Source organism: Gammaproteobacteria bacterium (assembly GCA_029862005.1).
GTDB lineage: Bacteria > Pseudomonadota > Gammaproteobacteria.
The window spans coordinates 39,465-52,468 of the sequence record JAOTYD010000015.1 but is presented as its reverse complement, the minus strand read 5'-3'; the positions used below and the strand labels follow the sequence as shown (position 1 = coordinate 52,468).

Genomic DNA, 13,004 nt, shown 5'->3' with positions numbered 1-13,004 from the left:
ACCCCAACAGATTTCATAACATTGTCGCTGGATTGATTTATGATTGTCCGACATCCTATGACAGCACAAGCTCGCGGGGCCAATGGAAACCGCATCTGAAAGTTCTCCTAGAAATGGTGATCGCCGCATTGTCGATAGCGTCGAATATATTTTCTTCGATGGTTACTGGATTCGGCACTATGCGCCACTTAAGGACACGCTGGCCAATCGCAAGCGGTTGATTGATAGTCTTACCCGGCGCGCGTTTCATCATACAGAAGCTGGCATAAATACGCCCGGTAACAGCCTGGAACATGCCCGCGAAGCCTATGAAAACGAGATCGATCCGCGACGCAAGCGGGTGAATGCCGCCATGCTCGCTGGAGCGCTTTTCAACAGGGCCACCGATTTGTTTACCGCGATCGTGGACCTCGGCGAGCTCGGCGTGCAGGTCAGCGAAAACAACGAATTGATGCGTCAGTGCAGCGACTGTTTCCAGGAAGCCTTGACGCTGGGTCGGCAAGTCAAGCATCACAGCGGTTGCGAGGGAATCGATGAGGTCTGGGGCGAACCATTCAAGGCTTTCACGATGCCCATCGCGGATTTTTACGAGTCGCGATTCATTAAAATAGCGCAAGGAATGCGCGAAATCGACCTCGTTGCTAACTGCATGATTGACGTGTTTTGCAGCCGCCCCCTGTTTGAGGGACTGGACGAGCTAATCATCGACTATGCGACGGCTGCGCGACAGGCCGCGGAAACCATGAAGAAGGACCCGATTAATTTTCAGGTCTGGCCCAAGTTTGTGTCGCTCGGAGAACAGCTTGATGCCTTCAAACCGAGCATACCAGACGGGGCTGATCAAATGTTGCGCATGCGCTTGGCTTACGGGCGAGACCTGATTCAGGAAGGTAGACAGTTGATCAGCTATATTGCCAGTGCCCGCGTACCGATGCCCAAAAGTACCCGGGCCTATATCGAAAAAAGCCAGCGCTATGGCCAGTCACCATTGCCATAATTCCCTGTCAATTGGCTGCGATAGAAAACGAATCGACTGAAATGGCAAAAAAAACCAAAACAACTGGTAATCCGAACGTTATTACGCTGTGGCCGACCACTTTGCTGGCGAAGCGTTTTGCCCACTATCAAAAAGTGAATCCGGCTTTGCTTGATTTATTTTACGAGCATCGTGACCGTGAGCAGCGCGGTACCGCGCATGCCTATGCCAGTGGTGACGATCTGCTCGCAATGTATCCCCTGCACCAGGAGCTGAACGAGCTCGCCGAGTTTATCAGCCAGGGGATTGTTGAGGTCGCAAGAGAAGCTAACGCGGGCCTGTGGGATCCACGAGAAAAGGTGCGCGTTAACATTACCGGCCTCTGGTTTCAGATATCGAACAATCATGCTTTCCACGAAATGCATGTGCATGGAAACTGTTCCTGGTCCGGGGTTTACTACGTACAATCGGGCGATTGCAGCAAGTCACCCGAATCTCATCGAGGCGCACAGCCGAATGGGACAACCCGATTTTATGGTCCACATATAGAGCACATGGCGGGTGGCTTCGGTGACTACGGTAATTACTATCTGCACAATAGCAGTTGGGATTCCTACCCTGAAGACGGCAAGCTCTGCGTGTTCCCTTCACATATAAAGCATATGCCATTTCCCTATAATGGCGCGAAGGACCGCGTCATCGTCTCGTTTCATGCGCAGGTATTTAATTCCAGCGGAACGCAGAATTACGACTACAGTTTCAACAACTAGCCTTTAAATTCCTGCCGGGTAAACTGGATCAGTGGATGTATTCGTGCACCCCTGACTTGAGACAATCCCAACCTTATTTCAATACCGGCATTGTGAATTCCGCATCGACGCCGCTGTCAAGCCAGCGTGAGGTCACGGTCTTTACCTTGGTGTAAAAACGCAATGCTTCCATACCGTACTGGTTGTGGTCACCAAAAGCGGAAGATTTCCAGCCGCCAAAGCTGTGGAAAGCCAGGGGTACCGGAATAGGGACATTGATACCAACCATACCGACCTCCACCTTATCCGCGAAGGTACGCGCGGCGGCGCCGTTCTTGGTGAAGATCGAAGTACCGTTGCCGTAAGGGTGGTCTGTTGCCAGCGCGGCACCCTGTTCAAACGAGCCAACACGCATGATCTGCAGGACCGGGCCAAAGATTTCTTCCTGGTAAGACTGCATGTCAGGGGTAACGTTATCGATCAGCGAGCCGCCCAAAAAGAAGCCGTCTTGGTGGCCATCGCATACGAAATCACGACCATCGACGACCAGGCGTGAGCCCTCATCCTGTGCCATCTGGATATAGTTCATGACTTTTTCACGATGCTCTTTTGTCACCAGTGGGCCCATTTCCAGATTGGTATCGAGGCTCGGCCCGATGCGCAGCGCCTCGACGCGCGGCTTTAGAATATCGATTAACTGATCGGCAACTTCGTCACCGACACAGACCCCCACCGAGATCGCCATACAGCGTTCGCCGGCGGAACCGTAAGCCGCACCCATAAGCGCATTGGCGACATCTTCGAGATCAGCGTCGGGCAGAATCAGCATGTGATTCTTGGCGCCGCCCATGGCCTGGCAGCGCTTGCCGTTCGCGGTGGCGGTAGCGTAGACGTACCTGGCGATCGGGGTCGAGCCGACGAAACTTACGGCTTTGACACGCTCGTCGTTGAGCAGCGTGTCGACGGCTTCCTTGTCGCCATTGACGACGTTAAAGACGCCGGGAGGTGCGCCGGCTTCGAGGAACAGTTCCGCCAGCCGGATCGGGCAAGACGGATCTTTTTCCGAGGGTTTCAGCACCACGGTGTTACCGGTAATCAGTGCCATCCCGGCCATCCATAAAGGGATCATCGCCGGAAAATTAAACGGGGTGATACCGGCCACGACACCGAGAGGCTTGCGCATTGAATAGATATCAATGCCGCGTGCTACGTTGTCGGAAAACTCGCCTTTCTGGGCATGGGGTGCGCCGCAGGCAAATTCGGCGACTTCGATACCACGCAATACCGACCCCATGGCATCTTCAATGACTTTGCCATGTTCTGTCGAAACCAGCGTGGCCAGCTCATGCTGGTGTTTGTAGAGTAACTGCACGTAACGCGCCATGATGCGTGAGCGCTGCAGCACCGAAGTCGCAGCCCATTCGGGGAATGCCTGCTGGGCAACTTCGATCGCGGCCTCGACTTCGGATTTCGAAGCCAGGGGTACTTCGCTGATCTTTACGCCCTTGCTGGGATTGAAAATATCACCGAAACGCCCGCTGGTGCCCGCGACCCGCTCGCCATTAACGTAGTGGTTCAATTGGGTAATGTCTGAGGATATGGCTTCGGCTGGCTGACTCATGATAGTTCCTGTAGGGGTAAAAACGAGAAAGGGCGGACATTATAGACAAGATGCTTATGCAAAAAAATAGTTTTATTGGTACGCGGCTTGCGCGCAAATGTAGTCCCTGGCATTGCCAGGTCGCGCACATCGAAGCGGTATACCGTTTTCTGATACCGTTAATAGTAACGAGACTGTCAAATGTTGATCTACGATTAAAGGCGCTCGCCGCGCAGGATGGCGACACGCTGTTGCAACAGGTCAAGCGTCACCTCGCTGGCGTCGATGGCATCACCTGCAATCAACTCGATGCGACTCAGCATGCCGCGGGGAAGCAGCCGCGACATCGCGTTACCATAAGCCCGACTGAAAAAACTGCCCCAAAGGCCGCGCAGCGCCAATGGTATCACCGTAACGGGGTCGCGCTGCAGGATGCGACTGATGCCGGGCCTGAAAGGCCCCAGTTCGCCACTTTCGGTAATTTTTCCTTCAGGAAAAATGCATACCAGTTCACCCTGCCGCAGCGCGTCACTGATTTGATCGAAGGCGCCCTCCATCATGTCCTTGTCCTCGTGCTCAGCCGCAATCGGAATCGCGTTTGCGGTCCGGAATATAAATGACAGAACCGGCAGCTGGAAAATCCGGTAATACATGATGAAACGTATCGGACGCCGGATGCACCCGGCCAATACCAGGGCATCGACAAAGCTCACATGATTACAGATCAGTACCGCAGGCCCTTCATCGGGAATGTTATCCAATTCCTTTTTATCAACCCGGTATATTGTGTGCACCAGCAGCCATATCAACAGGCGCATTATGAACTCGGGCACAAGCATAAAGATGAATATGGCGACCGCGGCATTCATTATTGCCAGGATTAAAAACAATACCGGAATCGAGACACCGGCAGACAATGCAAACAGGCCATACAGCGAAGCGATTACCATAAACAGCGCATTCAGGACATTGTTAGCGGCAATAATGCGGGAACGCTTTTTGGGTCGGCTGCGTTGCTGTACCAGCGCGTAGAGTGGCACGATGTAAATGCCGCCGGAGACACCCAGCATGATAATGTCAAAACACACCCGCAGGCTTGTGCCCTGCGCCAGAAAGTTTACAGGGCCGATCAACTCACCCCCGGGGGACAGGTCCTGGTTGAAGTAAAGATCGATGCCAAAAAGTGTCAGGCCAAGTGCCCCGAGCGGCACCAGGCCAATCTCGACGATGCGGCCCGAGAGGCGTTCGCATAAAAATGAGCCGGCACCGATGCCGACGGAAAACATTGCCAGCAGCAAGATGTACACTTGTTCATTGGCACCAAGTTCATAACGAACGAAGTTGGGTAACTGGGTAATATAGGTAATACCGATAAACCAGAACCATGAAATACCCAGCACCGAGTAAAATACGGTTAGATTTTCGCGGGCATCGCGCAGAATACTGTTGGTCTGCTTGATTAAATTGAAGCTGATTTTCAGTTCAGGATCACCCGCGGGAAGTACCGGTATGCCACGGCTCGCCCAGTAACCGAGACAGGCGGTAACGGCTACGCCGATGGCCATCGCCAGGTAACCCAGTCCAATCACGAAGACGCTTATAATGAGCCCCATCAGGATTGCGACAAAGGTACCGAACCCGACCAAAGCGTTTCCACCCACCAGTTCCCCGGGTTTTAGCGCCTGGGGCAGCAGGCTGTATTTCACGGGTCCGAACAGGGCAGACTGGGTCCCCATCAAAAATAGAATCGCCACCAGCAGCTCAGGGCTCTGCATCAGGAAGGCGATCCCGCCGAGCAGCATGATCATGATTTCCAGTAACTTGATACGCCGGATCAGCATCGACTTCTCATGCTTGTCAGCCAGTTGTCCGGCAATAGCTGAAAACAGGAAAAAGGGAAGAATGAACAAGCCGGCCGCGATATTGACCAGGCTGTTGCTTTGTTGCTGGGATATGTTCGCCGCCTGGAATGCAATAAATATCGTTAACCCGTTTTTATACAGGTTATCGTTGAAGGCACCCAGCAACTGGGTCAGAAAGAACGGTCGAAAGCGCCGGGTTGACAGCAGCTTGATTGAATCAGGCATCACGAGCTCACATCGAGCCTAGAAGGCTAAAAGAATGCGCTGGTCAGCGCAATTAATTCTTCGATCGGCGCATTCCTGAACTGGCTTCAGATGTTCCCGGGGCTGCCCCTTTGTCAGAAAGAATACTGGTCGAAAACCGGTAAAACTTCTGGGGTTGTGCGAAGTATTTTCGATCGGGCCACAAATTGAATACAGCATTGAGGACAAGTGCCTATTCATCTGCTATTACCTATCGCAGCACCGAAGCTAACGGGTTTTTGCGATGATGCTAGCGGGATGGGTAAAACAGCCCCAGATTGACTGTCCCCAGGCGCTTCTTTGCCCGCCCGGCCGCTGTCATTTGATATGCAATCGGGGCGGAAAATACCATGCGAATAGACTATAAGACAACAAACAACCGGGTAGTTAAAAAATAGCATAACTTGAATGCCTTCAATTAAGACCCTTTTACGCCGTGACTGGTTTATCGGACTGGTCATTACCATCTTGTTTCTGAGCCTTGCAGAAACAGGCTGGTTTTCTGTGCTCGATCGTCAGGCCTACAATTTAGGGGCCAAGTTTTCGGCATCAAAGGAACCCCACGAAGACGTTGTCGTTGTCGCCATCGACGATAAATCGCTACAGTCCATCGGGGCATGGCCCTGGTCACGCGATATCCTCGCAAAAACCACACGCTTACTGACGATCGCCAAACCCAGCGTCGTCGGTTTTACGATGTCCCTCGATAAGCCGCAATTCGAAGCGGGTAAGGTCTCGTTGGCCCAACTGCGCGCTATCCTGAGTAAAGAGAAGAAATTAAGTCGCCGTGTTAACAAGGCGTTAGGTAAAACCGAAGCAACTTTGCTGGGTGATGAAAGCCTGGCCAGCAGTTTCAAATCGGGTGGTCGAATTGTGCTCGCGATGCCCTATATTCCGACCGAGAATCCTCCCACAGGCCTGAGCCCCTCGCTTCCCCGACATATCCAGAAATTTACCTTGCCCAAGGTCAGCGGGAACGGTAATGCCGGTCGTGGTTTCGGCTGGCCGACTCCGAAAATTACGCGGGCATCGGAAGTCTTTCCGCCCATCGAAATCCTGTCCAGACAGTCAGGGGGTGTTGGCGTCATTAGTAATATCGAGCGCTTCTATCGCGAGCCCCTGATCGTGCAGTATGGTACTGATTTTCTACCGTCGTTTGCGTTGATGCTTGCTACCCGCAGCAAGGGAATGTCAATGCAGCATATTGAATCCATGGGGAGTGCCAGCCCGATGCTGAGAGGAAAAGATCTTGGCACGGATATCGACTTTAATATCTACCCGCGTTTTTATGAAGACCAGAACGGGAAGTCTGCATTCAAGGTTTATTCGCTCATCGATGTGCTCGATGGCAGCGTGGCCCACAGTGTTTTTGAGGACAAGATCGTTATCGTCGGATTGACTTCACCGCGCCTCACGCAGCCACGTCTGACGCCGGACGGGCAGGCGATTTCACCGACTCTTGCAACCGCTCATACGGTCTCCAGCCTGATGAACAACGAACAATACCTGTTACCCGAATGGGCTGCCTGGGCACAACGTGGACTCATCATTTTTGTCGGACTGTATTTGATGTTCGTGCTGGGACGTTTCCGCGCCAACACGGCATTTTTTCTAAGCCTCTTTGTCGCGCTGATGATATGCAATGCGCACTTTTTGCTGATGAGCTCGCAGGCCATGTGGTTGCCGATGATGTCCGCGGTTGCCTTGTTAATCATCGGGCACCTGATTCTCGGTGCCCGCCAGTCCGTAAACGCGCGCTTAAGTCTGGCACGAGGCGAACTTTCGATTGCCTATCATCAACTCGGCCAATCGCTGCACGCACAGGGAAATCTGGATCAGGCATTTGTCAAGTATCGCCGCTGCGAGGTGAATGAACCACTGCTCGCGCAGGTATATAATCTCGGTCTCGATTATGAACGCAAACGCCAGTTCAACAAGGCGGCGGCAGTGTTCAAGTATATCCACGAGCACGATGAAAAATTCAATGACGTCAGCGAGCGCATCCAGCAAAACGAAAACGCCGCAAACGCTGTGGTTCTCGGTAGCCGAGATCCCACGGGCCCAGGTCCCAACCTGATTTCCGGTGCGGACACGCTCGAAAAGCCCAAGCTTGGGCGCTATCGAATCGACAGCGAAATCGGACGCGGTGCGATGGGGATGGTTTACCTGGGCCAGGACGACAAAATAGGCCGGACCGTCGCGATCAAGACCATGCTGATATCGGACGAGATCGAAGACGATATGCGTGATGAAGTGCGCACTCGCTTCTTTCGCGAAGCCGAGGCCGCGGGACGCCTTGACCACCCCAACATCGTTACGGTTTACGATGTCGGTGAAGAGCAGGATCTCGCCTATATCGCGATGGATTACCTCAAGGGCAAGGACCTGTCGGCTTACTGTAATCCCAAGACATTATTGCCGGTAAGCGAGGTTTTCAACATCATCATTAACATCGCCCTGGCGCTTGATTATGCCCACAAACAACACGTCGTGCATCGTGATATCAAGCCGGCGAATATCATCTATGATGACGAAAAACGCGTTGCCAAGATTACCGATTTCGGTGTTGCCTGTCTCACCGATGCGAGCAAGACCAAGACCGGTACCGTCATCGGCAGCCCTTACTATATGTCACCGGAACAGCTCGCGGGCAAGAAAGTTGACGGGCGCGCAGACCTCTTTTCGTTGGGTGTAATGATGTACCAGATGTTGTCCGGCGAACTGCCTTTCAAGGGTGACTCCATAGCCAACCTGATGTACAACATCGCCAATGAGCAGCACCCCGATATACGACGTTTCCGTTCCGACCTGCCGAACTGTGTCAATAACCTGATCGACAAGATATTAGCCAAGGAAGCCCAGGATCGTTTTGAAAGCGGTGCGGAAATGGCAGACTCGATGCAACGCTGCCAGGAGCACATTAGGGAAATGGAAGCCGCCTGAGGCCTGGTGTCTTTCGGTTTTAAGCGAGTGCCTTGAATCGCTCCAGCGCACGTTCGCGGGATACCTTCAAATCGAGCATTGACAGCGGATAGTCCTCCCCGAGTTTCATTCTTTCAGTTTGCAAAAGTTCCTCACCCGCCTCCCAGGGATTGTGGCGATATCTGGTGTCAGACAAGGTGTTATTGAACGAGTCGATCATGACCAAGTGGGGATTCAAGGTCGGCCAGATTATCCTCGTTATCGAAAAAGAATAATCCCTACTTGCGCGGCGGCAAGCCGGTATGCTGCGTTAGAATACGGCCCTTTTTAGCACGGTTATGATAACTGTTCTTGCGCCGCGGGCTGTGGTAGCTAGACGTGTTGCGAGGCTGATGGGCCGGAACCAGTCGATGCTTACCCTTGCCGATCAGGTCTTCCCTGCCCATTTGCTTTAATGCCGCCCGCAGTATCGGCCAGTTGGCCGGATCATGGTAGCGCAGAAAAGCCTTGTGCAGACGTCGCTGTTTCTCCCCCCTGGGCGTGTCGACGGTTTCGCTATCACGGCGCACGCGTTTGAGCGGATTTTTACCGCTGTAGTACATCGCCGTAGCGGTTGCCATCGGTGACGGGTAAAAGTTTTGCACCTGGTCCGCGCGAAATCCATTTTGCTTGAGCCAGAGCGCAAGGTTCAGCATGTCCTCATCGGTGGTACCGGGATGGGCCGCGATAAAATAGGGAATCAGGTACTGTTCCTTGCCAGCCTTGCTGGAGTATTTTTCGAACAGTGCTTTAAAGCGATCGTAACTGCCCATGCCCGGTTTCATCATTTTTGAAAGCGGACCCTGCTCGGTATGCTCGGGTGCTATTTTCAGGTAACCACCGACGTGATGGGTGACGAGTTCCTCGACGTAGGCAGGAGACTCTACGGCGAGGTCATAGCGCAAACCGGAACTGATCAAAACCTTCTTCACACCATCGATGGCGCGAGCGCTGCGGTAAAGCTCGATCAGGGCTGAGTGATCCGTATTCAGGTTTTCGCAAATTCCCGGGTACACACAGGATGGTCGGCGGCAGGCCGTCTCAATGGTCTTCGACTTGCAGGCGATACGATACATATTGGCGGTCGGTCCGCCGAGGTCGGAAACCACGCCGGTGAACCCCGGAACCCTGTCGCGCATGACCTCGATTTCACGCAGGATCGATTCCTGCGAGCGGTTCTGGATGATGCGGCCCTCGTGTTCGGTAATCGAACAAAAGGTGCAACCGCCAAAACAGCCGCGCATGATATTGACCGAAAAGCGAATCATTTCGTAGGCCGGAATGCGTGCGTCCCTGTAAACCGGGTGCGGTATGCGCGCGTAGTCGAAACCGAACACGTAATCCATTTCCTCGGTCGTAAGCGGTATCGGTGGTGGATTGAACCAGACCTTCTGGCCACCCTGGTTTTGCACCAGGGCGCGCGCATTGCCGGGATTGGTTTCGAGATGGAGCACGCGACTTGCGTGTGCGTAAAGTATCGGGTCGCGACTGACATCGTTATACGAGGGCAGGCGCACCACGGTCTTAAAGCGTTGTTCGAGTTTCTGCTGTACGCGCGCGAGCTTGCCCTGCAGCCTGATATCGGCACCTGGTGCCTGGTCATTGTCCGGACTGGTATCGCAGACCGATTGATCGATGATCGCGTAGGGATTTGACGGGTTTTCCACCCGTCCCGGTTTGTCCACGTTGGTCGAGTCGATGACGGTCCAGTCGGCTGGCAAGTTCCTGACGAAAAATGCGGTTCCGCGCACGTCAGTAATGCTGTCGATTGACTCGCCGTTTGCAAGGCGGTAAGCAATTTCGACGATGGCGCGCTCGGCATTGCCGTAGAGCAGAATATCCGCCTTCGCATCGGCCAGGATCGAGCGCCTGATCTTGTCCTGCCAGTAATCGTAATGCGCGATGCGGCGCAACGAGGCTTCGATACCGCCGATAACAATCGGTGTGTCGGTGAAAGCTTCACGACAACGCTGGGCATATACGATCGAGCAACGGTCGGGACGCATGCCACCGATATCGCCCGGTGAGTAAGCATCGTCACTGCGAATCTTTCGATCCGCGGTATAGCGATTAATCATTGAATCCATGTTGCCGGCAGTGACACCGAAGAACAGGTTGGGTTTACCGAGCGCTTGAAATGGTTCGGCAGAATGCCAGTCAGGTTGTGCGATGATACCGACGCGATACCCCTGGGCTTCGAGCAGGCGCCCGATAACTGCCATGCCGAAACTCGGATGATCGACATAGGCATCACCGGTCACGACAATGACATCGCAGCTATCCCATCCGAGCTGCTCCATTTCCGCGCGTGACATCGGTAAAAATGGCGCCATGCCAAAGCATTCCGCCCAGTACAGTGGGTACTGGTTCAGGGGACGGGCCTGGGAGCTCAGTTCGATTTGCATGGGCATTCCGCGGGTAGGGGCGGCATTCTACCTGAATAAACCGGTATTGTTGAGGAGTCTCGCGTTATTGGCGACGCGATTCCGAAATCCCTGCGACCTAAAGCGCGCGGCCAGGACCTTCCGGCATATCATCTACGGCCTGCATGCCCGGTGAATGTAACAATCCTGGTTCATCGAGATAGGCAAGCAGGAAATCGATGGAGTCAAAGCCCCAGAATATTTCGTCATCAACCCTGAAGCTCGGCACACCAAACACACCATTGTCGATCGCGGCCTGCGTATTCTGCCTGAGCCGGGACTTGACCTCGGGTGTTGCAACACGGGCTTCGTCATTATCCACGCCCAGTTCCGCAAGCAACGCTTGCCAATGATCCGGATCATCTGAAGATCGCCCCTCAGCCCAGACAAAGCGGAAAAGTCTTTGTGCGATTGCAGGCTCGCTACCGAGCGCGATGCACAGACGCAACAGCTTGAGAGGATTAAACGGGTGCGCCGGTGGCGGGGTGAGCGGGAGATTGTTGTTATCGGCCAGCCACTGAATGTGGCGGAAGGTAAAGCGACGCATTGGCGCGATTTCCGCTGGTCCCCGGGTTTGCCAGTGTTGCAGCAGCCCGGCAAACAGTACCGGACAAGGTCGCAGCTCAATCCCGGCAGGAAAACGGTGAAGGGACTCGCTCGCCAGATAGGAAAAAGGAGAGATGAAATCAAAATACCAGTCTATTTTTTTCATTGTTTGTCCACCACAGCAAGACGTATGTTTCATCATAATAAATGGTCTGCCGGTTAATTAAACTATAATGCTACTGTCAGGCCTCAGAAGGGAGATGACATGAATTGGAATATTGGCGGTTGGTTTGGAGGGCAACTCGGTGGGACGGTGTGGATTATCGTAGCGGGCCTACTAACCGCGGTTCGTGATTTTCCTACCGGCATGTTCGTGGTTCTGTTGTTCGCTATTCCAAATGCCGTTGGCACGGTACTGTGGCTAAGTCGTAAACTCTCGTGTTATGCGTCGACCCAGCTTCTTATCGGAGTCTCCGGCATTTGCGGCCTGGTAACAGTTTATATCCTGGAGAACGCAAACGCCTGGATGCAGATGCAAACCGGTGGCCAGGTTTCTGCCCAATCGAGCTACTGGATCATTGGTCTGGTGTATGGCGGTCTCATGCTGATGCTGCACCTTCGTTTTGGCCGTTCTGGAAACAAGTCTGAGGCCTGACAAGAGCATGCAGCCGGCAAGCCCGCGCTATTGATCTTTGGGGGTGCATAAACACATGGCTACATTATCAGCATCACAAGTAAAGCAGTTTAATCGGGACGGGTTTTTATTCCTGGCAAACGTCGTCCCGACAGACAAACTGCACAAGATGCAGAACGAGTTCGAGCAGTGGAAAGAAGAAAGTAGAAACTTTAGCGAGCCTTACGGAGAAACTTATGACAATCGCCCACGGTTTGACATCGAACCAGGGCATTCCGCCGACAATCCGGCACTGCGTCGCATCGCTTCACCTATCGAGATATCCGGGACCTATCTTGATTTTATGCGGAACAATCACGCGCTTGATGCGGTGGTTGATATTTTGGGTCCAAATATAAAATTTGAAAATGCCAAAATAAATTCCAAGCAACCGGGTGCCGCAACCCAGATAAAATATCACCAGGACTTTCTCTTCGAACCGCACACCAATGACGATATGATAACGGTGCTCTTTTTCATCGACGATGTCACGGAAGAAAATGGCCCGCTGGAAGTAGTCCCCGGTACGCATAAAGGTCCATTGTACGAACACTGGCACAAGGGTGTATTCACGGGTGCAGTGTCCGACGCAGTTGTCTCTGAAATGAAATCGCAGGCTATTCCATGCTATGGTCCAGCGGGCTCTGCTTGTTTGATGCACACCCGGGTTCTGCACGGTTCTGCGCCCAACCTTTCCGAAAAACCGCGCACGTTATTTATTTGCGAATACACTGCAGAGGATACCTATCCGTTACAGGCCAATCATATTCCCAGCGCATACATGTATGAAATAGTTCGTGGCAAATCCACAGGGCGGGTACGCTGTAGCGAGTACGCAATGATGTTTCCCGAAGTACCCAGGGGGGCTTCTTTTTTTGAGCAGCAAGCCAGGAAAAATTGAATTAAATATGATCTGTGAGAGTCCGTTTCGTGTCGTAGGCGGAAGCTCCCATTATTACCGGTACCATGCC

At 53.2% G+C, this 13,004-nt stretch carries 11 protein-coding genes; 6 read left to right on the top strand and 5 right to left on the bottom strand.

Going from position 1 to position 13,004, the window contains the following annotated elements; genetic code table 11:
• Positions 1-82 precede the first annotated feature (82 nt).
• On the top strand, positions 83-997 hold the full coding sequence (locus tag OES20_11160) for a hypothetical protein (GenBank protein ID MDH3635255.1): 915 nt from the start codon (positions 83-85) through the stop codon (positions 995-997).
• Between the two features lie 41 nt (positions 998-1,038).
• Positions 1,039-1,746, top strand: coding sequence for a 2OG-Fe(II) oxygenase family protein (locus OES20_11155; GenBank protein MDH3635254.1), 708 nt, complete (start codon positions 1,039-1,041; stop codon positions 1,744-1,746).
• 73 nt (positions 1,747-1,819) lie between these two features.
• On the opposite strand, the gene OES20_11150 is transcribed toward OES20_11155, so the two are convergent.
• Together OES20_11150 and OES20_11145 are read right to left on the bottom strand one after the other, a co-directional pair.
• Positions 1,820-3,313 (bottom strand): CoA-acylating methylmalonate-semialdehyde dehydrogenase, encoded by a 1,494-nt coding sequence (locus OES20_11150; GenBank protein ID MDH3635253.1) that lies wholly within the window; start codon positions 3,311-3,313, stop codon positions 1,820-1,822.
• Between the two features lie 227 nt (positions 3,314-3,540).
• Complete coding sequence (locus OES20_11145; protein MDH3635252.1) at positions 3,541-5,412, bottom strand: MFS transporter; 1,872 nt, start codon at positions 5,410-5,412, stop codon at positions 3,541-3,543.
• Positions 5,413-5,838: 426 nt separating this feature from the next.
• On the opposite strand from OES20_11145, the gene OES20_11140 reads away from it, so the two are divergent.
• Positions 5,839-8,373 (top strand): serine/threonine-protein kinase, encoded by a 2,535-nt coding sequence (locus tag OES20_11140; GenBank protein ID MDH3635251.1) that lies wholly within the window; start codon positions 5,839-5,841, stop codon positions 8,371-8,373.
• Between the two features lie 19 nt (positions 8,374-8,392).
• Here the strand turns inward: OES20_11140 and OES20_11135 are convergent, their stop codons facing one another.
• Positions 8,393-8,590 (bottom strand): FAD-binding domain-containing protein, encoded by a 198-nt coding sequence (locus tag OES20_11135; protein ID MDH3635250.1) that lies wholly within the window; start codon positions 8,588-8,590, stop codon positions 8,393-8,395.
• On the opposite strand from OES20_11135, the gene OES20_11130 reads away from it, so the two are divergent.
• Positions 8,571-8,627 carry a DUF3833 domain-containing protein gene (locus tag OES20_11130; GenBank protein MDH3635249.1) on the top strand — a complete coding sequence of 19 codons (57 nt, stop codon included), beginning with the start codon at positions 8,571-8,573 and terminating at the stop codon, positions 8,625-8,627. The genes OES20_11135 and OES20_11130 overlap by 20 nt on opposite strands.
• Positions 8,628-8,630: 3 nt before the next feature.
• Here OES20_11130 and OES20_11125 read toward each other — a convergent pair whose 3' ends face one another.
• On the bottom strand, positions 8,631-10,796 hold the full coding sequence (locus tag OES20_11125; GenBank protein MDH3635248.1) for a YgiQ family radical SAM protein: 2,166 nt from the start codon (positions 10,794-10,796) through the stop codon (positions 8,631-8,633).
• Between the two features lie 97 nt (positions 10,797-10,893).
• Complete coding sequence (locus OES20_11120; protein ID MDH3635247.1) at positions 10,894-11,526, bottom strand: 2-hydroxychromene-2-carboxylate isomerase; 633 nt, start codon at positions 11,524-11,526, stop codon at positions 10,894-10,896.
• Between the two features lie 99 nt (positions 11,527-11,625).
• Between OES20_11120 and OES20_11115 the strand changes: the two genes are divergently transcribed.
• A complete protein-coding gene (locus tag OES20_11115) occupies positions 11,626-12,015 on the top strand; it encodes a hypothetical protein (GenBank protein ID MDH3635246.1) in 390 nt (129 codons plus the stop codon).
• 55 nt (positions 12,016-12,070) lie between these two features.
• The gene (locus OES20_11110) at positions 12,071-12,934 is read left to right on the top strand and encodes a phytanoyl-CoA dioxygenase family protein (protein MDH3635245.1); all 864 of its coding nucleotides are present in this window, start codon (positions 12,071-12,073) and stop codon (positions 12,932-12,934) included.
• The last annotated feature ends 70 nt before the right edge of the window (positions 12,935-13,004 follow it).